Raw genomic sequence first — 23173 nt, 5'->3', positions numbered from 1 at the left:
AGTTGTGAGGGGTGGGCATGAAACTCGGGTTGCACTACTGGACCTACTCGGCGCCGGGCGACGTCCGGTCGATCGCGCCGACGCTGGAACGTTCCGCGTTCCTCGCCGACCAGGCCGGGTTCGCCAGCTTCACGGTGATGGACCACTACTTCCAGATGGAGCATCGGGGCGAGGCCACCGAGCCGATGCTGGAGGGCTACACCGCTCTCGGCTACGTGGCCGGGCACACCAGCCGGGTCACGCTGGGGCTGATGGTGACCGGCGTGATGTACCGCTACCCCGGACTGCTCGCGAAGATCGTCACCACCCTGGACGTGCTGTCCGAGGGGCGGGCGCGGCTGGGCATCGGCGCCTCCTGGTACGAGCGGGAGCAGCGCGCGCTCGGCGTGCCGGTGGTGCCGGTCGCGGAGCGGTTCGAGCGGCTGGAGGAGACGCTGCAGATCTGCCGGCAGATGTGGAGCGACGACGACGGCCCCTACCAGGGCAAGCACTACCAGCTGGCGGAGACCATCTGCTCGCCGCGGCCGATCTCCCGGCCGCACCCGCCGATCCTGGTCGGTGGCGGCGGTGAGCAGAAGACGCTGCGGCTGGTCGCGAAGTACGGCGACGCCTGCAACCTGTTCGCCAGCAGCCCGGACGACATCGCGCACAAGCTCGACGTGCTGCGTACCCACTGCGGCAACGAGGGCACCGACTACGACCGGATCGCGAAGACCGCGCTGGCCACGGTCGATCCGCTGACCGACCCGGACGGGTTCGTCGCCGCGGCCGAGCAGTACGCCAAGCTCGGCATCAGCGAGCTGGAGGTCATGCCCAACCCCGGCCAGAACCCGGTGGAGTTCACCGAGAAGGTCGCCCAGCAGATCCTCCCCCGCCTGTCCGCCATCGGCTGACCCCGCCAGCCGCCCCGGCGGCTGCCCGGCCGCACGAGCCGGTGACCATCGCGGTGCGCCTCGGCGTCCGACCACCGGATGCCGAGGCGCCGCACCGCACCCCGGGTCACGCCGCCCGGACCAGCGCGACCACCAGGCAGGCGAAGGCGCCGGTCGAGGTGAGCGCGCGCACCACGTTCCAGCGCACCCAGACCCCCTCGAACGCCCGCCGCACCGCGGCCGGGTCGGCCGGGTCGCCGGCCGCGTCCAGTTTGTTGTTCAGCGGCACGTTCACCCCGCCGGTGATCAGGAACATCACCAGGTAGAGCAGCAGGCCGGCGAGCACCCACGGAAGCACCGCACGGCCGCCGGCCGGGACGTGCAGCGCCGCGGCGGCCACCGCCGGCAGCAGCACCCCGACGTACACCGACAGGAACCAGCGGTTCAGGATCGCGGTGTTGATCCGCTGCATCACGTCGACGAACGTCCGGTCGGCGGCCCCGCGCAGCGCCGGCATCACCGCCACCGCGAACGCGTAGAACAGCCCGGCCATCAGCCCGAACCCCAGCGTGGCCAGCCCCAGCGCCACGTCCCGCACCGCACCCATCAGCGTCTCCCCCTCGCCGAGCACCTCCCGCCGGTGCTCCCCGTCGTCCACCAGCAAACCCGAGCCGGCCCCGAACGGCCATCGCTCGAACGCTCAGCGACATCCGCGTACGTCTACCCTCGACGCATGGACACGCTGGTCGACCTGCTCGACGGGCCGCGCGCGAAGGGCGCGTTCCTGCTGCGCACGGTGCTCGACCCACCGTGGTCGATCCGGATCGAGGACGAGGCGCCGCTGACCCTGGTCGCCGTCGCCCGCGGCGCCGCGTGGCTGCTGCCCGACCACGACCCGGCGGTACGGCTGGCGCCCGGCGACGTGGCGATCGTGCGCGGGCCGGCGCCGTACACGGTGGCCGACGACCCGGCGACCGAGCCGCAGGTGCTGATCGGCCCCGGCCAGCAGTGTCACACGCTGTGGGGCGAGGACCTCGGCCACCGCTGGGACCTCGGGGTACGCACCTGGGGCCACGATCGGGACGCCGCCGACATGATGCTGACCGGCACGTACCAGACCTGCGGGGAGATCAGCCGGCGGCTGCTGGACGCGCTGCCGACGGTGCTCGTGCTGCACCGGGACGAGTGGGACTGCCCGCTGGTCGACCTGCTCGGCGCCGAGATCGGCCGGGACGACCCCGGGCAGGAGGCGGTGCTGGACCGGCTGCTCGACCTGCTGCTGATCGCCGCGCTGCGCGCGCACCTGGCCCGCCCCGACACCGCACCCGGCTGGTACCTGGCGCTCGCCGATCCGGTGGTCGGCCCGGCGTTGAAGCTGCTGCAGACCGATCCGGCGCACCAGTGGACGGTGGAGCTGCTGGCCCGGCAGGTCGGCGTGTCCCGGGCCGCGCTGGCGCGCCGGTTCACCGCGCTGGTCGGTGAGCCGCCGATGGCGTTCCTGACCGGCTGGCGGCTCGGCCTCGCCGCCGACCTGCTGCGCAGCGGTGCCACCCTGGCCGCCGTCGCCCGGCGGGTCGGCTACGGCAGCCCGTTCGCGCTGAGTACCGCGTTCAAACGGGTGCACGGGGTCAGCCCGCAGCAGTGGCGCGAGGCCGGCTGACCCGCGGCCGCGGCGTCCACAGTGGAGCCCGTGACCGGCTACCGGCCGGCGCCGACCTCGGGGACGTCCGCCGGCGTCTCGGCCGAGATAGGGCGGCGGCCGGCCCGGGCGCCGAGCGTGAACCCGACGACCGTCGTGAGGATCCCGGCGGCGGCGAGGCCCAGGTGGAACGCCGGCCAGAACGGCCGCTGGTACGGCGGGCCGGCATGGCCCAGGAAGGCGACCGCCCAACCCAGCGCGTACAGGCCGAACAGCGACACGGCCAGCTGCGGCGGGCGAGCCCGAAGCGCCGCGGTGCCCAGCCCGGCGGCGGCGAGCGCCGGCGGCGCCACGCACAGCTGCACCGCCTCCGCGGTACTCCACAGGTGCGAACCGAGCACCCCGCCGGCCGCTTCCGCCGCCACCCCGATCAGGATCGCCAGCACGCACCGGCGGACGGCGGCCCAGCGGCCGAGCACGTCGGCCCGCTTCGCTTCGGTCACCCGCGCACCCTACCGCCGTCGAACCTTCGGCGACGCCCGCCGCCGACCCGCTCCGGGCGGCGGCTCGACGCGGTCCGAGGCCCGACCGCTGGACGCCGACGGCACCGCGCCGGCGGGCGTGGCTACTTGGCCGGCTCGGGCGGCAGGGTGTCCATGAACGAGCTGACCGAGAAGACCGCGTTACCGGCGCCGGGCGGGCCGTACCCGGGCGGCGCGCTGAGCTTGTTGCGCTCCATCGTCTCCCGGTAGGCGGTCAGCAGCCGCAGGTGGTACTCCAGCGGCGCACCCTGCGGGTTCGCCTTGCCCAGCGGGGTGGTCGGCTCCGGGCACCAGGTGGTGAACCGCGGCGTGATACCGCGGGACATGAAGTACTCCAGCCCCTCGGTGGTCGACTCGATCGCCGCGTCCACCTCGGTGAAGCCGTGCGGCGCGGCCATCTCGATGCCGGCGACGAAGTTCGGGATCACGTTGCGGGCGCCGAACACGTCCGCGGCGTCGAGGATGCGGCGGTGCCACTCCTCCCGGCCCACGTAGCGCTCCTTGCCCGGGCAGTACAGCTCGAACAGCCGCTTGTCCCACACCTCGTAGTTGGGGTGGTAGATGCGGATGCCGTAGTCGAAGAACCGCTGCACGTCGGCCTTCGGCAGCGCCTGCGCGACCACCTTGCCGATCCAGCGACCCGGGAAGCGCTCCTCGATCGCCTTCGCGTACCGGCCGTAGAAGTCGGCCTCGGCCAGCCCCTCCACGGTCTTGGTGACGCTGCCACCGGTCAACGTGTACGCGGTGGACAGCTTCGCCGTGTCGTACTCGTCGATGATCGCCAGCGCCTCCAGCACCTCGTCCACCGGCTTGACCCCGGTGTACGGCCGGCCGGCCTTCTTGTGCTGGCGCCAGTTGTGGTTGATGTCGCAGTACTGGCACTCCTCCTTGGCGCCGAAGTACTGGCAGACCCGGAAGACGGTCAGGTAGATCAGGTAGCCCCACTGGATCGTCGGCGCCACCTCCATCACCTGCTTGCCGTTGCCGAGCGCGTGCCGGTAGTACTCCGGCATCGGCGGCAGCCCGACATCGGCGATGGCGCGGCCGTCCACGTGCAGCCGCAGCAGCCCGTCCTCGCCGGCCGCCACCCGGTACGGCGAGGCCGGGTTGACCCGCACCGACACCACGGTGCGGCGCAGCCCCCACGGTCCGCCGGTCAGCACGACCTCCTCCGGCGGCCGGCGCAGCGCGGCGGTCCCCAGCTCGGGCAGCTCCCGGTGGTCGAACGAGAAGATGAAGTACGACTTCGGCTTGACCTCGCCGTCCTCGTTGTCGGTCAGCGCCGAGTCGTCGAACGCCATCCCGGTCCGCAGCAGGTCTTCCTTGAGGATCGCCTCCGGTGGCAGGTGCGCGAACCGCTGCATCGCGTCGTCCAGCAGCTCACCCCGCGGCAGCCGCTCCGCGCGCGTCGCGCCGAGACTCACCCCGACCTCAGCCATCGCCACCCCTCCCGGCGTCCACTCTCCCCGCCACCGTACGCCGCCCCGATCTTCCGGCCCCGCCCGATCCCGCGTGACGCGTCCCATCCCGCCCGTCCACCCGGTTGATCATGGTCTCGCCCTCGGGTGCGGCCGGAAACGCCGCGGGCCACACCCGGTGGGGTGTGGCCCGCGGCGCGGAAGGGCGGATCAGCGGTGGACGGCGACCACGCGGTAGAGCTCCGGGTCCTCGTCCTTGTAGACCGACAGGCCGCGACCCTCCTGCTCGTGCAGCAGGTCGAAGCCGTACCTGTCCTTCAGCGCCTGACCGAACGCCGGCCCGTTCTGGTAGCGGCGGAAGTGCTTGCCGTACGTCTTCTCCAGCGCCTCGTCCTTGTCGGTGCGGAACTCGGCGGCGAACATGTCACCGGTGCGGGCGCACTCGCTGAGCACACTCATCAGCGTGTCCTGCACCTCCTCCGGCAGCGAGTGCAGGAAGAACCGCATGTAGAACAGCACCGGCCCGTCCGCGGCGGCGAGCGCCTCGGTCAGGTTCTTGCGCAGCGCCGGCTCGTCGGACACGTCGCAGGCGGTGAACCGGACCCGGTCGCCGATGCCGAACTCCTCGGCCTTGGCGGCGGCGTGCTTGACCCCGACCTGGGAACGGTCCATGCCGAGCACGGTGCGGCCAGCCTTGCCGAACGCGTACGAGTCGCGCCCCTGGCCGCAGCCGATGTCGATGATGTTCTTCGGGGTGTCCTCGCGCGCGTTGATCGCCTCGAAGAACGTCGAGCCGCTGTCGAAGTTCGCGCGCATGTAGAAGTTCGACCAGTAGACCTCTTCGCCGTACGACAGCGGCATCACGCCGGACTGGTCGCTCTTGACCCGGTCCCGCGCCCACTTGAAGCCCGGCTTCGGGGTGCGCCAGTTCTCGCCGTAGAGGTGCTCGGCCATCTGCTCGGCGTTGACCGGCAGCAGGCCCCGACCGCCGCAGAAGTCGATCTCCTTGGTGCCCTGCCAGTCGCTCTTGCGCACCTCGGTGGTGCCCGCGACGCCGAACGGGAACTGCAGCAGCCCCTCGTCGTTGAAGTACGTGTGGAACAGGTCGATCCGGGTGTCCGGGTCCTTGGTGTCGTGGATGTGCAGCGCGGTGCGCTTGCACTCCACGTCCAGGCCGGTCTCCACCAGCCGGAAGGCGATCTCCTGGAGCTCGTCGGCGGAGACCTTGCCGTCGCTGTGCCGGGACACGTACGCGGCGTCGAAGTCGACGTCGTGGCCGATCACGCCGCCCTCACGAACCGCACCGAGCAGGGTGCCGTAGACGAAGAAGACGTCGTACCCGTACACCTCCTTGACCAGCTCGCGGACCTGGCCGTACAGGCCCATGACCTTGTCCTGCCACTCGGTGTCGAGCTTCTTGGACAACTGGAGTCGGCCGGTCTGGCCGAAGACGTGACCGTTGGACATCCGACGCTTCAACTCTCCTAGACTGTGTTGCCCGTTGTTGCCGGGGCGCAGGTACATGCCCTGCTTGGTGATGGGCAGGGCCACGTCGTCGACGCTGACGGTCAACTTGTCGTTGGTCGTCACGTACTGCCAGATGTCCCGGATCCGGAAGTGGAAGCGCCGTGCCTCGCCGTAGTTGCCCCGCTTCACCGGGTCGCTCGCCCAGGTGGCGGCGACCTCGAAGCCGCTGATCTGCAGGCTCACCCGCACCGGGTCGGCGCCCCGCGGCACCGACACCCACCCGTTCACCTCGCTGCCGCTGAACTGCTCCACCAGGCCAACCATGCCCGTCTTGAGCCCGCGCAGCCGATCCGCCCGCACGAACCGGTAACCGGTCGTTCTCTCGACCAGGCCGTTGACGCGCTGCTTGAGCTGACCCATGTGTTCTCCCGATAACGTCTCTCGTTATTCGCAAGGTGACGCAGTATCGCACCACTGATGAATAACTCGAAAGTCCCTGTACGGTTGCCGGACGCTGCCTGTTCACTTCGGGTGTCGCTGACCGGCCGCCGCATTGGCCGCCCACCGGGCCTCGCTGGCCGTACGCATGCCTCAGCGCACCGTCGGGCACGGTGCCGCGCTCGACTCGGTACCGCATAGACACGCGCGGGCCACCCCCACGGTGTCGACTGATCGGCTCATTCGACGCCGGCCGCGTAAGCAAACCGACGATGAAGGGAGGGTTAAGGCCCGGCGAACCGCACCGGATGGAGAGACCTTACCGGAGAATCGCCGCCGCGCCGCGTCAGGTTTCCCGGTCGGGACCGGGCCGTGACGTTCTGGCCAACCGGAGCCACGCACCCACCGTGCGTGACCGGGCGGGGCTCAGGAACTGCCGAACCGCCCGGCCAGTCGCCGGTACGTGGTCGGTGCGAGCGCGCGGACCGCCACCGGCAGCCGCAGCCAGGAGGGCGTGAAACTCTCGTCGCGCTCGGTCACGATGCCCCGGACCAGCGCGTCGGCGACCCGCGCCGCCGGCAGCGGCCGCGGGCGTTGCCGCTGGTAGGCGGCCCCACGCCGGTCGAAGAAGGCGGTCCGGACGACGCCCGGTACGAGCACCCCGACCCGCACCCCGGAGCCGGCCAGCTCGAACCGCAGCGACTCGGCGAACGCGTCCACGCCGGCCTTCGCCGCCGAGTAGACCGCCTCGCCGGCCACCCCGGTACGGCCGGCGATCGACGTGACGAACGCCACGTGACCGGTGCCCCGGGACACCATCCCGGGCAGCAGCACCCGGGTCAGCTCGATCGGCGCCGACAGGTTCACCGCCACCAACCGGGCGACCTGGTCGGCGCTCATCGCGGTGAACCGGCCGGCGTGCCCCTCGCCGGCGTTGTTGACGAGCAGGTCGACCCGACCGGCGGCGTCCAGCGCGGTCCGCGCCAACCGGGTGACCGCACCCGGCTCGGACAGGTCGGTGGCGAGCGGGGTACCGCCGGTCATGGTGGCGAGCATCGCCAACCGCTCGGTGTCCCGGCCGGTCAGGATCAGCCGGGCGCCCAGCTCGGCCAGCCGCAGCGCGGTCGCCCAGCCGATCCCCGAGGACGCACCGGTCACCAGCGCGACCGCGCCACGTACCCGCATCAGTCACCATCCCCCACCTGCTGCCCGGCCGCGACCAGATGCGGCGCCCGGGTCGCCAACACGGCGATGCCGAGGGCCATCACCGCCAACGCGATGATCTCACCCGTCACCTCGGCCACCCCCACCGCGATCGTGCCATCCAGCCAGAGCAGACCCACCCCGATCGAGATCAGCGGATCCACCGTGGTGATGATCGCGAGCGCCGGCGAACCCAACCGGCCCGCCTGGAACGTGTTCTGGTTCAGCAGCACGCCGAACGGGCCGAGCACGCAGATCGCGTACAGCTGCCAGTGGTAGAGCAGTTCCGGGAAGCCGTCCGCGAACCGGTCGGACAGGCTGCGCACCAGACCGGCGGTCACGCCGTAGCAGATGCCGGTGGCCAGCGCGAGCGGCAGCGGCCGCCACCGCTTCGACACCGTCGCCGCCGCGATCAGGCAGGCGGTGAGCAGCACCGCGAGGCCGACCGCCAACGGCAGGATGGTCGCCGGCGTCAGGTCCTTGCCGCCGGTGTCGGTCGGCCGCGCCACCAGCAGGAACGCCACCAACCCGGCCAGGGTCAGCAACGCGCCGCCGATGCGTACCGCGTCCGGGCGGCGGCCGGCGAGCACCGGGGTGAGCAGCACGTAGAACAGCAGGCTGCACACCAGCAGCGGCTGCACCAGCATCACCGGCCCGAACCGCAGCGCCAGCACCTGCAGGCCGAAACCGGTCAGCGCCAGCACGATCGACAGCCGCCACATCCTCGTGTGCATGAGGTCGGCGAGCAGCGCCGGGTCGCCGGCACGCCGGGTCGGCACCTGGTGCGTCGCGCGGTACTGCAGGTTCGACGACATGCCGAACGACAACGCGCCGACCACCGCCGCCGGTACGGCGATGAACAGTCCGGGCGGCATCGCCTCACCGCTCCAGCGCGTCGGCGAACGCCGAGCGCAGCGCCTCGGCCAGCGGCTCGGCGATGCCGCGCAGCGACTCGTCGTACAGCACGCAGACGCCGGTGACGCCGGCGTAGCGCATGATGCCGATCCCCAGCGGGACCCCCTCGGCCAGCGCCACCACCGGGTACACCGCGGTCAGCCGGTGCCCGGCGATCCGGCGCTGCTGCAACGGACCCGGGATGTAGGACGCGATCATGTTGAAGAACTGGCTGTTGTACACCCGCTGCGACATCCAGGCGTGCACCGGCGCCGGGAACATCCCGAGCGCCCGCATCACGAACGCCGCCGCGTGCGGCTCACCCAGATCCATCCGCCGGTGCAGGTCGCCGCGGATGCGCTGGATGCGCTCGGTGACCGTCATCGGCCCCACCGGCAGATCCACCGACACCACCCCGGTCTGGTTGCCGGCGGTACGGGCGCCGTTCGCCGAGGCCATCGCCACCGGCAGCATCGTCCGCAACCGGTCCGGCGCGCCGACCCCGTCCGCCACCCCGGCCCGGTGCAACGCCTCGGCCAGCACCCCGAGCAGCACCTCGCTGCTGCGCACCCGGTACCGGCGGGCGGCGGCGCGCACCTGCTCGGTCGGCAGCGGCACGGTGACCACGCCGCGCCGGTTCGCGGTCAGTTCCCGGTTGAGCGGGTGCCGCGGTGCGCCGGCGTTGGTGCCCAGCTCCCACATCCCCCGCACCACCCGGCTGGCCGCGAACGCCATCCCCTTCAGCGTGCGGGACCGCTGCCGCGGGGCGCCCCGGCGGCGCAGCGCCCGGCGGCCCGGCGTCTCCAGGATCCGGTCCAGGGTGCCGATCAGCGACAGCCCGTCGCCGATCGAGTGGTGCATCTTGAACGCCAGCGTGCAGCCGCCCGCACCGCCCGACCCGGCACCGGACGCCGACCCGGGCACGGCGGCCGGTGCGCCGCCCCCGTCGGACCGGCGAACCAGCAGCAGCTCCCACGGCGGGCGGCGCAGCGAGACCGGCTCGGACCAGAACCGGTCCAGCGCCGCGGCCCGCTCCGCCTCGCCGGCCACCACGACCTCGTGTACGTGGTCGGCCACCCGGATCGTCGGGTCGACCACCCAGCCCGGCCGCAGCCAGCCGCCCCGCGGAACCACCCGGCGGCGCAGCGTGGTCAGCACCGGCAGCGCCGCGGCGATCCGGTCCACCAGCACCTCGGCGGTCAGCGGCGCGGCGCCCGGCTCCGGCTCCGCGGTGATCACCGCACCGACCTGCTGGGTGATCGACCGGGTCTGCACGTGCAGGAAGAACGAGTCCGGCGGCCGCAGCGGCCACGCCCGCCGGACCGGACGGATCCGCCCGGACGGGGTGGGCGCCGGCGGCGCCGGCGGGGTGCTCGCGGCGAGCGCCGGCAGGTCCAGCGCCGGGTCGTGCCCGTCCAGGTACTCCTTGACCGCCGTGCTCTCCGCGCCGCCCGACCCGCCGGCCGCCGCGTGCGCCGACACCAGCGCGGTCAGCTGCGCCGCCGTCGAACACGTCTCGGCCAGGCCGGACACGCTCATCAGCGCGGCGTTCGCGGCGCCGTGCGCGGCGATCGGCCGGAACATCACCACCGGGCGACCGGTGGCCAGCGCCTCCAGCGACGTCGCGCCGCCCGCGTTGGTCACCACCAGGTCCGCGGCGCGCACCAGCGGCGCCGTGTCCGCCACCCAGCCCAGCGGCAGCAGCCGCTCCCCGGGCAGACCACGGGCGAGCAGCGTGTCCCGCAGCCGCTCGTTGCGGCCGCAGGCGACCACGACCTGGACCGCGCCGGACGCGGCGAGCAGCGCGTCGACCGCCTCGGTGATGGCGCCGAACGCGTACGCACCGCAGCTCACCAGCACCACGAAGCGGTCCGCGGGCAGGCCCAGCTCGGGCCGCTCCAGCTGCGGGTCACCCGGGTGGTACCGGCGCTCCACGGTCGGCACCGTCGCCCGCGCCGCGATGCCCGGTTCGGCCAGCTCGGCGGCCGGCAGCGCGGCGGGATGCATCACGAACGTCGCGTCCAGGTCTCGGTAGAGCCAGAACGGATGCGGCGCGAAGTCCGACACCCAGGCGCCCACCGGCACCGGGAGCAGCCGGCGACGCCGCAGCCAGGACATCCCGGCCGAACCGATCGGATAGGTCGACAGGATCAGGTCCGGGTCGAACCGCTCCACCTCGGTGGCGAGCCGCCGACCCGACCAGGCGGCCAGCGTCGCCTTGGACGCGGTGGCGAACCAGCGGTGCCGCCACAGCGCCGAGTAGAAGAACTCGTACATCCAGGGGGTGGTCTGCACGTTCGCCACGTAGATGCGGCGAAACAGCGGACCGACCCAGCTGCCCATCGCGTCGAGCGTGTCGACCCACCGCACCTCGCTGCCCGGCCAGTGCCGCTCGACGCTCTCCTCCAGCGCCCGCCCGGTCGCGTGATGCCCCCCGCCCATGTCGGCAGAGACCACGAGCACTCGGCGCGGTGTCCCGTCAGCACCCGGGCCCATCCACCGTCCCCCAGCGTTCGGCGATCTTCCGCCAAAACGTTACGCCGGTTTGACGCCCGCTGTGCGCCATTGTTCCGTCCCGCACAGCCGGTGCCCGCCGGTCGTGCCCGCCACGATCGGCGGCGCGCCCGTCGGTGGCCGACCGGTGCGCGGCTAGTCTGACCGCGACCCGGAGGCGTGCCGTGCGTACGGCAGCGTCCCAGCCAGCGACGATGCGGGAGACGGCGTGGAATCCACCGCACTGCTCACCGACCAGTACGAGCTGACCATGGTGCGGGCCGCACTGGCCGACGGCACCGCCGACCGGCCGTGCGTGTTCGAGGTCTTCGGGCGGCGGCTGCCCAACGGCCGGCGCTACGGGGTGGTCGCGGGCACCGGACGGCTGGTCGAGCTGATCCGCGAGTTCCGGTTCACCGACGAGCACCTGGACCTGCTGCGGCGGCAGGACGTGCTGGACGACCGGACCGCCGGCTGGCTCGCCGACTACCGCTTCACCGGCGACATCGAGGGGTACGCCGAGGGCGAGCTCTACTTCCCCGGATCACCGATCCTGACGGTCACCGCCCCGTTCGCGGTCGGCGTGCTGCTGGAGACGCTGCTGCTGTCGGTGCTCAACCACGACTGCGCGATCGCGTCCGGCGCGGCCCGGATGGTCACCGCCGCGCACGGCCGCCCGATCATCGAGATGGGCTCCCGGCGCACCCACGAGCAGGCCGCGGTGGCGGCCGCCCGCGCCGCCTACCTCGCCGGGTTCGCGTCCACCTCCAACGTCGCGGCGGGCGTGCGCTACGGCGTGCCGACCGCCGGTACCGCGGCGCACGCGTTCACGCTGTTGCACGACTCGGAGGCGGACGCGTTCGCCTCGCAGATCGAGGCGCTCGGGGTCGGCACGACCCTGCTGGTCGACACGTACGACATCAGCCAGGGCATCCGGACCGCGATCGAGGTGGCCGGGCCGCAGCTCGGCGCGATCCGGATCGACTCCGGCGACCTGTCGGTGATCGCGGTACAGGCGCGCGAGCTGCTCGACTCGCTCGGCGCCCGGGACACCCGCATCGTGGTCTCCGGCGACCTGGACGAGCACTCCATCGCGGCGCTGGCCGCGGCGCCGGTCGACGCGTACGGCGCGGGCACCGCGGTGGTCACCGGCTCCGGCGCGCCGACCGCCCAGCTGGTGTACAAGCTGGTCGAGGTGGACGGCCGGCCGGTGGTGAAGCGCTCGGAGAACAAGAGGACCGTGGGCGGGCGCAAGGTCGCGGTGCGCCGACACAAGCCGACCGGCACGGCGGTGGAGGAGGTCGTCGCGTCGCGCTGCCGGCCGAGCGCGGAGCCGCACGACCGGGCGCTGCAGCGGCCGTACCTGGTGGGCGGCGAGCCGGCCGCCGACCTGCCGGACCTGGCGAGCAGCCGCGCGCACCTGGCCGAGTGTCTGGTGTCGATCCCGTGGGACGGGTTGAAGCTGTCCGCCGGCGACCCGGCCATCCCGGTCACCATGATCAGCAACTGACTGCCGGGCCGTGGCCCCGGCGCCGCCGGCATTCGTTACGCCGGTGGCGAAATGGCGCCCCGGCCGGTACGCGGAGCGGGTATAGGTGAGGGATCGGTATCCACCAGCGCCTGTCGGACGGGATCGGGTTCGTCGCCAACTCCCCGGCACGCGGACTCCGAACCTGCCCCGAGGAGGCGTCGATGGCCCAACCGGATGCGGTGCCCGCGCAGCGCGACCGCCCGGCACCCGAGCTGCTGCGGCGGGTGCTGGGCCGGGTGTTGCGCCGGGCCCGCCAGTTCCAGGACCGGACGCTGAGCGAGGTCGCCGGCGCGGCGCAGATCTCCATGGCGTACCTGTCCGAGCTGGAGCGCGGCCGCAAGGAGGCGTCGTCGGAGGTGCTGGCCGCGGTATGCGCGGCGCTGGGCATCGACCTGACCGAGCTGCTGACCGAGATGCTGTGGGACCTCAGCGCCGACCGCGTGCTCCCCGGGCCGGGCTGGCGCCCGAGCCGGGCCCGGCCGGACGTGCGCCTCGGCCTGCGTGACGAGCTTGCCCCGCTGCCGCACGATCCGGCTGGGTCGTGGGCCGATCCGACCGCCTCGCTGGTCGCGCCGACCAGGCTGCGGATGTTGCGGCTGGCCGGGGGCGGTGCGTCGCGTCGCTTCCCGGTCACCCCGCCGCGGATCCCCGACGTGCAGTGCAGCGCCGCCTGACCAAGCAGCCCGCCTGACGGCGCCGCCTGACCGAACAACGCCCGCCCAGCCGTGCCGACCGCGCGCCGGCACGGCCGGCACGGCGCCCGGTCAAGGAGCGGCGCGGCCGACATGGCGCCCGGTTAAAGTGCCGGCGCGGCCGGCACGGCGCCCGGTCAGAGGGCCGGCGCGCCGGGCTCGGCGCCGGGTGCCTGGCCGACCCGGCGCCGAGCGGCTACCAGCTCGTCCCCGGTGGTGCGGGACGGACGGTGAGGATCTGGTCGGCGATGCCGTAGTCGACCGCCTGCTGCGCCGTGAACGTCTTGTTCCGGTCGATGTCGGCGGCGATCTTGCCGGTGTCGTGGCCGGTGTGCCGGCTCAGGATCGTCTCCATCTCGGACCGCAGCCGCACCACCTCCTTGGCCTGGATGGCCAGGTCCGGCAGCGTGCCCTGGGCGACGTCGAAGGACCCTTCCGCCGTGGACGGCTGGTGCAGCACCACCTTGGCGTGCTCCAGCACCGCACGCCGACCCGGTGTACCGGCGGCGAGCAGCACGGCGGCGGCCGACGAGGCGCGGCCGACGCACAGCGTGGCGATGTGGGGCCGAACGAACTGCATCGTGTCGTAGATGGCCGTCAACGCGCTGAACGAGCCGCCCGGCGAGTTGATGTAGAGGTTGATCTCCAGATCGAGGCTCTCCGCCTCCAGGTGCAGCAACTGGGCGATGACGACGTTGGCCACGCCGTCGTCGATCGGGGTGCCGAGGAAGATGATCCGCTCGGACAGCAGCCGCGAGTAGATGTCGAACGCCCGCTCCCCCAGCGCGGTCTTCTCCACCACGGTCGGAATCGTGTACGTGGACATGGTCAGACTCCGATCCGTCGCTTGCCTGAGGTGGGTCGCACGTCGTCGACGTGCTCCAGGATGTGGTCGATCAGCCCGTACTCGCGCGCCTCCGCGGCGGTGAACCAGCGGTCCCGCAGGCCGTCCGCGGCGATCGTCTCCGCGGACTGGCCGCTGTGCTCGCCGGTCAGCCGGTGCATCAGCGCGCCGAGCCGCTCCAGCTGGCTGGCGTAGATCTCCACGTCGGCGGCGGTGCCGCCGAGCCCAGCCGAACCCTGGTGCATCAGCACCTGCGCGTTGGGCAGCGCGTACCGCTTGCCGCTGGTCCCGGCGGTCAGCAGGAACTGGGCCATGCTGCCGGCCATGCCGAGCGCCAGCGTGCTGACGTCGTTGGGGATCAGGCGCATCACGTCGTAGATCGCCAGGCCGGCGAGCACCGACCCGCCCGGCGAGTTGATGTACAGGCTGATGTCGGCGCGCGGGTCCTCGGCCGACAGCAGCAACAGCTGCGTGCACAGCCGGTTGGCGACCTCGTCGTCGACCTCGCTGCCGAGCACGATGATCCGCTGGCTCAGCAGCCGACCGGCCAACTGGTCGTCCATCGATCCGATCGCGGTCAGCGATCCACCCGTGAACGCTTGCATGCCCACTCCCGCTCGTGGTCCGGCGCGCCGGTTGCGGCGCCTTCGGGACCAACGGTGCGGCAGTCCAGGGTCGCTGGACAGGGTTCTTTGCCGTCAGCAGACGGAATCAGCCGCCAGCGAAGCGGGCCGGGCGGCCGACTCCCCGATGTGTGCCGGCTGACTGCCGGATCGGCCGGATCGGGGCGTCCGGCGCGCAAGAATCGAAGCGACGAAGGAGGGGTCCCGTGGCAACCGGACTGATCGTGGTGGACGTACAGAACGACTTCTGCGAGGGTGGCTCGCTCGCGGTGGCGGGCGGCTCGGCGATCGCACGGCGGCTGACGTCGCTGTTCGCCGCCAACGAGGCGGCGGCCGAGGCGGACCGCTGCTGGGCGCACGTCGTCGCGACCCGCGACCACCACCTCGACCCGGGCGACCACTTCAGCGCCGATCCCGACTACGTGCACAGCTGGCCGCCGCACTGCGTCGCCGGGACGGTCGGCGCCGACCTGCATCCCGATCTCGACCGCAGCCGGCTGGAGGCGCTGTTCGACAAGGGCGCCTACGCCGCGGCGTACTCGGGGTTCGAGGGCAAGGCGCACGGGGTGCCGCTGGCGGAGTGGCTGCGACGGCACGACGTGGACGCGGTCGACGTGGTCGGCATCGCCACCGACCACTGCGTGCGAGCGACCGCGCTGGACGCGGTACGGGAGGGGCTCCGGACCCGGGTGCTGCTCGACCTGACCGCCGGCGTCGCCCGGCCGACCGTGGACGCGGCGCTGGCCGAGCTGGCCGGCGCGGGCGTCGAGCTGACCGGCACCCCGCACGTGGAGTGACCGGACGTCGCCCCGCGGCACGAACGACGGCGGCCCGCACCGTGCTCGGTGCGGGCCGCCGTGGTGTCGGGGTCGGTCAGTCGTCCTTCTCGGCACTGGCGTTGATCGCCGGCGCCGGCGAGACCGGCGCGGGCGGCAGGTTGCCGTGGTGGTCGACGCCCTCCAGCTCCGGGTACTTGAGGTCGAAGGCGGGGCGCTCGCTGCGGATGCGCACCATTCGGTCGAAGTTGCGCAGCGGCGGCGGGCAGCTGGTGGCCCACTCGAGCGAGTTGCCGTAGCCCCACGGGTCGTCGACCTCGACGACCGGGCCGCTCTTGTACGACTTGTACACGTTCCACAGGAACGGCAGCGTCGAGATGCCCAGGATGAACGCGCCGAGGGTGGAGATCGTGTTCAGCGTGGTGAACCCGTCCGCGGCCTGGTAGTCGGCGTACCGGCGGGGCATGCCCTCGGCGCCCAGCCAGTGCTGCACCAGGAACGTCCCGTTGAAACCGATCACGGTGAGCCAGAAGTGCAGCTTGCCGAGCCGCTCGTCCATCATCCGGCCGGTCATCTTCGGGAACCAGAAGTAGACCCCGGCGTAGACGGCGAACACGATGGTGCCGAACAGCACGTAGTGGAAGTGCGCCACGACGAAGTACGTGTCCGAGACGTGGAAGTCGATCGCCGGCGAGGCCAGCAGCACCCCGGACAACCCGCCGAACAGGAACGTCACCAGGAAGCCGATGGAGAACAACATCGGCGACTCGAACGTCAACTGGCCGCGCCACATGGTGCCGATCCAGTTGAAGAACTTCATCCCGGTCGGCACCGCGATCAGGAAGCTCAGCAGCGAGAAGAACGGCAGCAGCACCTGCCCGGTGGCGAACATGTGGTGTGCCCACACCGTCATCGACAGCGCGGCGATCCCGATCAGCGCGCCGACCATGCCCTTGTAGCCGAACAGCGGCTTGCGGCTGAACACCGGGATCACCTCGGAGATGATCCCGAAGAAGGGCAACGCGACGATGTACACCTCGGGATGGCCGAAGAACCAGAACAGGTGCTGCCAGAGCATCGCGCCGCCGGTGGCGGAGTCGTACACGTGGGTGCCGAGGACCCGGTCGGCGACCGCGGCCGCGAGCGCGGCGGCGAGGATCGGGAACACCAGCAGCGCGAGCAGCGCGGTGACGGTGAGCGCCCAGGTGAACATCGGCAGCCGGAACATCGTCATGCCCGGCGCGCGCAGCGTCAGCACCGTGGTGACCAGGTTGACCGAGCCGAGGATCGTGCCGAGACCGGAGATCATCAGGCCGACGAACCACAGCGTGGCACCGGCGCCCGGCGAGTTGGCGGCGCCGGCGAGCGGCTGGTAGGCGAACCAACCGAAATCGGCCGCGCCGCCCGGGGTGATGAAGCCGGCGACCACCAGGGTGCTGCCGAACAGGTACAGCCAGTACGCGAACGCGTTCAGCCGCGGGAACGCCACGTCGGGTGCGCCGATCTGCAGCGGCACGATGTAGTTGCCGAACGCGAAGACGATCGGCGTCGCGAACATCAGCAGCATGATCGTGCCGTGCATGGTGAACAGCTGGTTGTACTGCTCGGGCGACAGGAACTGCATGCCCGGCCGGGCCAGCTCCGCCCGCATCAGCAGCGCCAGCAAGCCGCCGACCAGGAAGAACGCGAAGGCCGTGACCATGTACATGATCCCGATCTGCTTCGCGTCCGTGGTGCGGATCGTGCGCGCCAGCCACGAGCCCCGCGGCGTCTCGTGCACCGGCCACGGCCGAGTCACGATCGGCTTCGGTGCGCTCGGCTGCTTCGGCACCGGCGGCCTGGGAGCGACGGTGGTCACGAAAGCCCTCCTGTTGCTGTCCACGCCGACGGGGGGCGCCGGCGCACGTGCGGCCCGGACGGTTCGGCAGTCACCTGCCCAGCCCGAGCCACACCCTCGCGCAGAATAGTCCCCCGACCGGGGCGCTCCGGCGTCGGGTGTCGCGGCCGCAATGCCTGGTGGGCGCCCCGATCGGCGGCCCGGAGAGCCGGCCGGCGCGTGGCCGGGTCAGTGGATGCCGAGGCTCTCGCGGCTGGCGGGGGCGATCAGCAGGCCGGCGACGACCAGGCCGAGCGCGATGACGAGGACCCCGGCCCACACCACCCCGGCACTGATCATGAAGTAGCCGATGGCGAGCAGCATCAGTTGCAGCACGATGACCGGGCCCCGGGCCCAGGCGTGCCGGCGGACCAGCAGGTAGCCGAGGACGCCGAGCAGCAGCCCGAGCACCACGGTGACGACCGCCTCGGTGATGCTCGCGGCACGGTCGGTGGGCCGGCCGGTGAACGAGGCGACCACGAGCCAGATGCCCAACGCGAACAGCGCGACGCCCTCCGCCCAGAGCAGCCCGACGGCGATCTTGAGGGTGGCCGGCAGCACCCGGCGCTCCGGTTCGGACACGCCCCACAGGGTACTGACGGGTCGCGGCACGGCGGTGCCCGGCAGGCCGCCACGCCCCGACCGTCCGGCGGCGGACCGCGGTGCGCGCCGACCGGTGCGGTACTGCGGTTGGGTAGATTGCTGGTCATGCGCGCGCTGCTGGTGGTGAACCCGAACGCCACCACCACCACTGAGCGCAGTCGTGACGTGCTGGCCCGGGCGCTGCGCAGCGAGGTCGACCTGGAGGTCGGCTACACCGAGGGCCGGGGCCACGCGGCGCAACTGGCCCGCGAGGCGGCGCGCGGTGACGTCGAGGTGATCGTGACCCTCGGCGGCGACGGGACGGTCAGCGAGGTCGTCAACGGCATGTTGACCGACGGGCCGGGGCCGCAGGTGCCGGCACTCGCGGTCGTACCGGGCGGGTCGACGAACGTGTTCGCCCGCGCCCTGGGGCTGCCGGCCGACTGGGCCGAGGGCACCGGCGTGATCCTGGAGGCACTGCGGGAGAAGCGGACCCGCACGATCGGGCTGGGCCGGGCCGACGACCGCTGGTTCACCTGCTCGGCGGGGCTGGGGTTGGACGCGGCCACGATCCAGCGGGTCGAGCAGGCGCGCACCCGGGGGCACACCGCGACCAAGGGGCTGTACGTACGGTCCGCGTTGTTGCAGTACCTCACCGGCACCGATCGGCGCACGGCGCCGATCACGCTGTCCCGGCCGGGCGCGGAGCCGCAGCGGCACCTGTCGCTCGCGATCGTGCAGAACACCGCGCCGTGGACCTACTTCGGCAGCCACCCGGTGAATCCCAACCCGGACGCCGCTTTCGACACCGGACTGGACGTGCTTGCGCTGCGTGGTCTTCCGCTGGCCGCATCGTTACGAGTGGTGCAGCAGACACTGTCGTTGCGGGCCAGGCCACGCGGCAAACGGGTGGTCGCCCTGCACGATATCTCCGAATTCACGCTGAGTTGCCTGACACCCCTGGCGTTTCAGGTCGATGGTGATTACCTTGACGAGCGCGACGAAATCACGTTTCGCTCCGCACCGGAGGCTTTGCGCGTAGTCTGCTGACGGTGAGACGTGGGTGTGCGTGCCTGGGGCACGGACATCAGGGGCTACGAACAGAGCGGTTGCTTGCACCGCGGGTGCGTTTCACGGAGTCGCCAAATCAGGGCGGTAAATCCGGACAAGTCCGAACATATGTGCGGTGACGTTACTCACCGCGTTCGACTTTCTTCCGGTTTCCCCTTGACATCGCGTGAGTTCGTGAAAGTATTCACAAGCGAGTGACACGCCTGTCGGCGCGTGCCTGGGGCGGCACGCGAGACAAACCACAAAGCCACCGGTAGCAACTACACGACCCGAGGAGTGTTGCCCTCATGGACTGGCGCCATCGTGCCGTCTGCCGCGACGAGGACCCGGAGCTGTTCTTCCCGATCGGCACCTCCGGTCCGGCCCTGCTGCAGGTTGAGCAGGCCAAAGCGGTCTGCCGGCGTTGCCCGGTCTCCGAAGCCTGCCTGCAGTGGGCTCTGGAGTCCGGCCAGGATGCCGGTGTGTGGGGCGGAATGAGCGAAGACGAGCGACGTTCGCTGAAGCGCCGTCGCGGCCTGCACGTGCAGGCTCGGACCGCCTGACACCCGAAGACGCAAAGCGCGCCGATGCCCCGGACCGATCAGGTCCGGGGCATCGTGCTGTCCGCATCATGTTGGTGCGTCACGCATCTCCGCGCCGGTCGTTAGCCTTGCGTACCAGCGGTGCCGGAACGGCGGGAGTCGAGCGACCGCCGTCGGGGCCACCGACGAGCTTCCGCCGGGTGTGCGATGCCCAGCCCCGCACCGCATCCGCGGCGGCGGCCGACTCCGGGTCGGCCCCCGTCCACAATGGAGGATGACACGGTCGGTCAGTGGGCCGACACCGACAGCGCGGTTCGCTGCCGGGGAACGGAATCCCAGGCCCGGTCGGCCCGGCGCAGCACGAGCTCGGCGACCGGCCCGGTGTCCGCGAACGGTGCGCTCACCGGCACCCCGCAGCCCCGTGCGCCGGCCACGATCCGGTCGTGCAACCGGCCCGGGGCAAGGAAGTACGACAGCACCGCGATCCGGCGCGCGCCGGTCGACCGCAACCGGCCCACCGCGGTCGGTACGTCCGGGCCGGCGCCGGCCGCGAACGCGACCGCACCGGGAACCCCGCGGCGTGCCGCGAACTCCGCCGCCACCTGGGCGATGCCGTGCCGCGCCGCCCGGTCGCTGGTACCGGCCGCGGCCAGTACCAGTCCGTCCACACCGGACACACCGAGCTCGGCGAGCCGGTCGGCCAGCGCGGCCGACAGCAACCCGTCCGGGCCGAGCACTCCGGTACGGGCGATCGGCAGGTGCGGCAGGCTCGCACGGATCTCGGCGGTGACCGCGGGCACGTCGACCGTCGAGTGGTACGCGTCGGTCAGCAGCAGCGGCACCGCAGTGATGCCGGCGGCGCCGGCGGCGGCCAGCTCCCGGGCGACCGGTACCGGTCGGAGACCGCGATGTTCCAGCGACGCCACGGCCACCCGGGTCCCCGGCCGGGCCGCCGCGACCCGCGCCGCCAACGCCTCGATCGCCGCGCCGGAACGCGGATCCCGGCTCCCGTGCGCCACCAGCAACAGCGCGGTGTCCGCGAAGCCGCCCCGAACCGGCGGGGTCACGAGTGGATCCCGCACTCGACCTTGTCGAACAGTGGCCAGCGGCCGGCCCGCGGGTCCTCCCCCGGCGCGGTGCGGCGGGTGCACGGCCAGCAGCCGACCGACGCGTACCCCTGCCGGATCAGGTCGTTGACCGGCACGTGGTGCCGGGCCACGTAGGCGTCCACATCGGACTGTGTCCAGGCCGCGATCGGCGCCACCTTGACCATGTTGCGGTTCGCGTCGTAGTCGACCACCTTGGTGTCGGCGCGGGTCGGCGACTCGTCCCGGCGCAGCCCGGTGGCCCACGCGTCGTACGGTTCCAGCGCCTCGGCGAGCGGCTCCACCTTGCGCAGCCCGCAGCACGAGTCGGGGTCGCGCTCGAACAGCCGCGGCCCGTACTCGGCGTCCTGCCGGCCCACGGTCAGCGCCGGCCGGATCGAACGGACGTTGACCGCCATGTCCCGCGCCACCCGGTCCCGGACGTCCAGCGTCTCGGTGAAGTGCAGCCCGGTGTCGAGGAACACCACGTCGACACCCGGCTTGACCCGGGACACCACGTGCGCCAGTACCGCGTCGGCGAACGAGGACGTGACGCAGAACCGGTCCCCGAACTCCTCGACCGCCCAGGCCACGATCTCCTCGGCCGGCGCCCCCTCCAGCTCCCGCCCGGCCCGCAGCGCCACCGCGCGCAGCGCCGCCGGGTCCCGGCCGCTCACCGGACGTCCTCGGCGGCGAGCAGGCCGACGAAGCGCACCGCGAAGACCCGGGCGCACTCCCGGCACTCCCACTCGCCGTGCTGCGTCCCATGTGGACGGATGTCCTCGCCCGCGCAGTACGGGCAGTGGTACGGAACGATTCGTTCGGTCACGTCAGGTCCTCCTCGTCGGCGCGGACCACCCACTGGGCGAACCGCTCGTCCGGCTCGCGGTCGGACAGGTAGCGACGGGCGAGCCGCTCCACGTAGTCGGGCAGCTCGGTCGCGGTCACCTTCAGGCCGCGCAGTTTGCGGCCGAACCCGGCGTCCAGGCCGAGCCCGCCGCCGAGATGTACCTGGAAGCCGCCGACCTGCCGGCCCTCGGCGTCGAGCACCAGCTGGCCCTTCAGACCGATGTCGGCCACCTGGGTACGGGCGCACGCGTTCGGGCAGCCGTTGACGTGCACCGTGATCGGTACGTCGAGCTCCGGCACCCGCCGTTCCAGCTCGGCGATCAGGTCGGCGGTCAGCTGCTTGGTCTCGACGATCGCGAGCTTGCAGAACTCGATCCCGGTGCAGGCCAGCGCGGAACGCTGCCAGTACGACGGGGTCGCCGACAGCCCGATCCCGGCCAGGTCGGTCACGAGGGAGTCCACTTCGGACTCCGGCACGTCCAGCACCAGCAGCTTCTGGTACGGGGTGGTCCGCACCCGGCCCGAGCCGTGCGCGGCGGCCACGTCGGCGAGCTTGCCGAGCAGCGTGCCGGACACCCGGCCCACCGCCGGCGACACCCCGACGTAGAAGTTGCCGTCGGCCTGCCGGTGCACGCCGACGTGGTCGATCGGCGCGGTGCGCGCCGGCGCCGGGCCGTCGGCGAGCGGTCGCTTCAGGTACTCGGTCTCCAGCACCTCGCGGAACCTCGCCACGCCCCAGTCGGCCACCAGGAACTTCATCCGGGCCCGGGCCCGGAGCCGGCGGTACCCGTAGTCGCGGAAGATGCTCGTCACGCCCCACCAGACGCGCGGCACGTCGGCCAGCGGTACCCAGACGCCGAGCCGCTTGGCGAGCATCGGGTTGGTGGACAGCCCGCCGCCGACCCACACGTCGAAGCCAGGCCCGTGTTCGGGGTGCTCGACACCGAGGAACGCGATGTCGTTCGCCTCGTACGGGGTGTCGGCGAGCCAGGACACCGTCGTCTTGTACTTGCGTGGCAGGTTGGAGAACTCCTTGCTGCCCAGGTACCGGTCGGTGATCTCGCGGATCGCCGGGGTGGCGTCGATCTTCTCGTCCGCGGCCACGCCGGCGACCGGGCTGCCCAGGATGACCCGCGGCACGTCGCCGCAGGCCTCGGTGGTGGACAGGCCGACCGCCTCCAGCCGGCGCCAGATCTCCGGCACGTTCTCGATCTCCACCCAGTGCAGCTGGATGTTCTGCCGGTCGGTCAGGTCGGCGGTGTCCCGGCCGAACTCCCGGGAGATGCCGGCGATCGTGCGCACCTGGTCGAGGTCGAGCTGCCCGGAGTCGACCCGGACCCGGAGCATGAAGTACCGGTCCTCCAGCTCCTCGGGTTCCAGCACCGCGGTGCGGCCGCCGTCGATGCCCGGCTTGCGCTGCGTGTACAGCCCCCACCAGCGGAACCGGCCGCGCTTGTCGGCGGGGTCGATCGAGTCGAAGCCGCGGTGCGCGTAGATGTTCTCGATCCGGGCCCGGACGTTCAGCCCGTCATCGTCCTTCTTCTGCTGTTCGTTGCCGTTGAGCGGCTCCCGGTGCCCGTTGGCCCACTGGCCCTGGCCCTTCGGCCGGGCCGGCCGGGCGGTACGGGACGGTCGGGCGGTGCCCGGCGCGGTGGGAACGGTACTGGTGGTGGTGCTGGCCGGCATATCGGTCCTTTCCGGCGCGGAGTGCGAGCAGACGGACCGCCGCACATCACCCGCAGCAGGGAGGACGTCGG

21 protein-coding genes and 1 pseudogene are annotated in these 23173 nt (G+C 72.2%); 7 read left to right on the top strand and 15 right to left on the bottom strand.

Annotation, left to right across the window (positions count from 1 at the left end; genetic code table 11):
* Positions 1–17: 17 nt before the first annotated feature.
* Entirely contained in the window at positions 18–893 is an 876-nt protein-coding gene (locus tag NUM_RS18770; protein ID WP_207126178.1) for an LLM class F420-dependent oxidoreductase, read from the top strand.
* 106 nt (positions 894–999) lie between these two features.
* Here NUM_RS18770 and NUM_RS18765 read toward each other — a convergent pair whose 3' ends face one another.
* A complete protein-coding gene (locus NUM_RS18765; protein WP_225918683.1) occupies positions 1000–1530 on the bottom strand; it encodes an anthrone oxygenase family protein in 531 nt (176 codons plus the stop codon).
* Positions 1531–1605: 75 nt separating this feature from the next.
* On the opposite strand from NUM_RS18765, the gene NUM_RS18760 reads away from it, so the two are divergent.
* A complete protein-coding gene (locus NUM_RS18760; RefSeq protein ID WP_207126177.1) occupies positions 1606–2532 on the top strand; it encodes an AraC family transcriptional regulator in 927 nt (308 codons plus the stop codon).
* A 38-nt stretch (positions 2533–2570) separates the two neighbouring features.
* Here the strand turns inward: NUM_RS18760 and NUM_RS18755 are convergent, their stop codons facing one another.
* The 6 genes from NUM_RS18755 to NUM_RS18730 all read right to left on the bottom strand — a co-directional run bounded on the left by NUM_RS18755 (position 2571) and on the right by NUM_RS18730 (position 10915).
* Positions 2571–3014, bottom strand: a complete 444-nt coding sequence (locus tag NUM_RS18755; protein WP_207126176.1) for a hypothetical protein — start codon at positions 3012–3014, stop codon at positions 2571–2573.
* A gap of 122 nt (positions 3015–3136) precedes the next feature.
* The gene (locus NUM_RS18750) at positions 3137–4492 is read right to left on the bottom strand and encodes a radical SAM protein (protein ID WP_207126175.1); all 1356 of its coding nucleotides are present in this window, start codon (positions 4490–4492) and stop codon (positions 3137–3139) included.
* Between the two features lie 189 nt (positions 4493–4681).
* Positions 4682–5287, bottom strand: coding sequence for a class I SAM-dependent methyltransferase (locus NUM_RS37945; RefSeq protein WP_370467019.1), 606 nt, complete (start codon positions 5285–5287; stop codon positions 4682–4684).
* 1515 nt (positions 5288–6802) lie between these two features.
* Entirely contained in the window at positions 6803–7561 is a 759-nt protein-coding gene (locus tag NUM_RS18740) for an SDR family NAD(P)-dependent oxidoreductase (RefSeq protein ID WP_207126173.1), read from the bottom strand.
* Positions 7561–8454 (bottom strand): DMT family transporter, encoded by an 894-nt coding sequence (locus NUM_RS18735; protein ID WP_207126172.1) that lies wholly within the window; start codon positions 8452–8454, stop codon positions 7561–7563. The genes NUM_RS18740 and NUM_RS18735 overlap by 1 nt, the downstream gene beginning before the upstream one ends.
* Positions 8455–8458: 4 nt before the next feature.
* Positions 8459–10915: a WS/DGAT domain-containing protein gene (locus NUM_RS18730; RefSeq protein WP_207126171.1), complete on the bottom strand. Its 2457-nt coding sequence runs from the start codon at positions 10913–10915 to the stop codon at positions 8459–8461.
* A 280-nt stretch (positions 10916–11195) separates the two neighbouring features.
* Here NUM_RS18730 and NUM_RS18725 point away from each other — a divergent pair, with 280 nt between their 5' ends.
* Positions 11196–12476, top strand: coding sequence for a nicotinate phosphoribosyltransferase (locus NUM_RS18725; RefSeq protein ID WP_225918682.1), 1281 nt, complete (start codon positions 11196–11198; stop codon positions 12474–12476).
* A 182-nt stretch (positions 12477–12658) separates the two neighbouring features.
* A pseudogene (locus NUM_RS37940) lies at positions 12659–12914 on the top strand (helix-turn-helix domain-containing protein); the annotation flags it as partial.
* Between the two features lie 471 nt (positions 12915–13385).
* On the opposite strand, the gene NUM_RS18715 reads toward NUM_RS37940, so the two are convergent.
* Together NUM_RS18715 and NUM_RS18710 are read right to left on the bottom strand one after the other, a co-directional pair.
* Positions 13386–14015 (bottom strand): ClpP family protease, encoded by a 630-nt coding sequence (locus tag NUM_RS18715; RefSeq protein ID WP_207126169.1) that lies wholly within the window; start codon positions 14013–14015, stop codon positions 13386–13388.
* A gap of 2 nt (positions 14016–14017) precedes the next feature.
* On the bottom strand, positions 14018–14638 hold the full coding sequence (locus NUM_RS18710; protein ID WP_207126168.1) for a ClpP family protease: 621 nt from the start codon (positions 14636–14638) through the stop codon (positions 14018–14020).
* Positions 14639–14862: 224 nt separating this feature from the next.
* Between NUM_RS18710 and NUM_RS18705 the strand changes: the two genes are divergently transcribed.
* On the top strand, positions 14863–15453 hold the full coding sequence (locus tag NUM_RS18705) for an isochorismatase family protein (protein ID WP_207126167.1): 591 nt from the start codon (positions 14863–14865) through the stop codon (positions 15451–15453).
* 76 nt (positions 15454–15529) lie between these two features.
* Here the strand turns inward: NUM_RS18705 and ctaD are convergent, their stop codons facing one another.
* A complete protein-coding gene (ctaD, locus tag NUM_RS18700) occupies positions 15530–17263 on the bottom strand; it encodes an aa3-type cytochrome oxidase subunit I (protein ID WP_207126197.1) in 1734 nt (577 codons plus the stop codon).
* 234 nt (positions 17264–17497) lie between these two features.
* Positions 17498–17890: a hypothetical protein gene (locus NUM_RS18695; protein ID WP_207126166.1), complete on the bottom strand. Its 393-nt coding sequence runs from the start codon at positions 17888–17890 to the stop codon at positions 17498–17500.
* 126 nt (positions 17891–18016) lie between these two features.
* Here NUM_RS18695 and NUM_RS18690 point away from each other — a divergent pair, with 126 nt between their 5' ends.
* The gene (locus NUM_RS18690; protein ID WP_207126165.1) at positions 18017–18940 is read left to right on the top strand and encodes a diacylglycerol/lipid kinase family protein; all 924 of its coding nucleotides are present in this window, start codon (positions 18017–18019) and stop codon (positions 18938–18940) included.
* A 308-nt stretch (positions 18941–19248) separates the two neighbouring features.
* On the top strand, positions 19249–19503 hold the full coding sequence (locus NUM_RS18685; RefSeq protein WP_207126164.1) for a WhiB family transcriptional regulator: 255 nt from the start codon (positions 19249–19251) through the stop codon (positions 19501–19503).
* Between the two features lie 266 nt (positions 19504–19769).
* Here NUM_RS18685 and NUM_RS18680 read toward each other — a convergent pair whose 3' ends face one another.
* Genes NUM_RS18680 through NUM_RS18665 form a run of 4 tightly spaced genes read right to left on the bottom strand, consistent with a single transcriptional unit; the run spans position 19770 to position 23102 of the window.
* Positions 19770–20549 carry a sirohydrochlorin chelatase gene (locus NUM_RS18680; protein ID WP_225918681.1) on the bottom strand — a complete coding sequence of 260 codons (780 nt, stop codon included), beginning with the start codon at positions 20547–20549 and terminating at the stop codon, positions 19770–19772.
* The gene (locus NUM_RS18675) at positions 20546–21244 is read right to left on the bottom strand and encodes a phosphoadenylyl-sulfate reductase (RefSeq protein ID WP_225918680.1); all 699 of its coding nucleotides are present in this window, start codon (positions 21242–21244) and stop codon (positions 20546–20548) included. Before NUM_RS18675 ends, NUM_RS18680 begins: the two co-directional genes overlap by 4 nt.
* The gene (locus NUM_RS18670; RefSeq protein WP_207126162.1) at positions 21241–21396 is read right to left on the bottom strand and encodes a hypothetical protein; all 156 of its coding nucleotides are present in this window, start codon (positions 21394–21396) and stop codon (positions 21241–21243) included. Before NUM_RS18670 ends, NUM_RS18675 begins: the two co-directional genes overlap by 4 nt.
* Positions 21393–23102, bottom strand: coding sequence for a nitrite/sulfite reductase (locus tag NUM_RS18665; protein ID WP_207126161.1), 1710 nt, complete (start codon positions 23100–23102; stop codon positions 21393–21395). The genes NUM_RS18670 and NUM_RS18665 overlap by 4 nt, the downstream gene beginning before the upstream one ends.
* Positions 23103–23173: the final 71 nt, after the last annotated feature.

The sequence above is a fragment of the Actinocatenispora comari genome, assembly GCF_017312725.1.
GTDB classification, from domain to species: Bacteria; Actinomycetota; Actinomycetes; order Mycobacteriales; family Micromonosporaceae; genus Actinocatenispora; species Actinocatenispora comari.
This window is presented reverse-complemented; position numbering and strand designations above follow the sequence as displayed.

Bases quoted from the DNA above. Each gene is read 5' to 3' on its own strand.
- NUM_RS18770 (WP_207126178.1), top strand. From the start codon at position 18: ATGAAACTCGGGTTGCACTACTGGACCTACTCGGCGCCGGGCGACGTC.
- NUM_RS18760 (WP_207126177.1), top strand. From the start codon at position 1,606: ATGGACACGCTGGTCGACCTGCTCGACGGGCCGCGCGCGAAGGGCGCG.
- NUM_RS18750 (WP_207126175.1), bottom strand. From the start codon at position 4,492: ATGGCTGAGGTCGGGGTGAGTCTCGGCGCGACGCGCGCGGAGCGGCTG.
- NUM_RS37945 (WP_370467019.1), bottom strand. From the start codon at position 5,287: ATGCGCGCGAACTTCGACAGCGGCTCGACGTTCTTCGAGGCGATCAAC.
- NUM_RS18740 (WP_207126173.1), bottom strand. From the start codon at position 7,561: ATGCGGGTACGTGGCGCGGTCGCGCTGGTGACCGGTGCGTCCTCGGGG.
- NUM_RS18735 (WP_207126172.1), bottom strand. From the start codon at position 8,454: ATGCCGCCCGGACTGTTCATCGCCGTACCGGCGGCGGTGGTCGGCGCG.
- NUM_RS18730 (WP_207126171.1), bottom strand. From the start codon at position 10,915: ATGGGCGGGGGGCATCACGCGACCGGGCGGGCGCTGGAGGAGAGCGTC.
- NUM_RS18715 (WP_207126169.1), bottom strand. From the start codon at position 14,015: ATGTCCACGTACACGATTCCGACCGTGGTGGAGAAGACCGCGCTGGGG.
- NUM_RS18710 (WP_207126168.1), bottom strand. From the start codon at position 14,638: ATGCAAGCGTTCACGGGTGGATCGCTGACCGCGATCGGATCGATGGAC.
- NUM_RS18690 (WP_207126165.1), top strand. From the start codon at position 18,017: ATGCGCGCGCTGCTGGTGGTGAACCCGAACGCCACCACCACCACTGAG.
- NUM_RS18685 (WP_207126164.1), top strand. From the start codon at position 19,249: ATGGACTGGCGCCATCGTGCCGTCTGCCGCGACGAGGACCCGGAGCTG.
- NUM_RS18665 (WP_207126161.1), bottom strand. From the start codon at position 23,102: ATGCCGGCCAGCACCACCACCAGTACCGTTCCCACCGCGCCGGGCACC.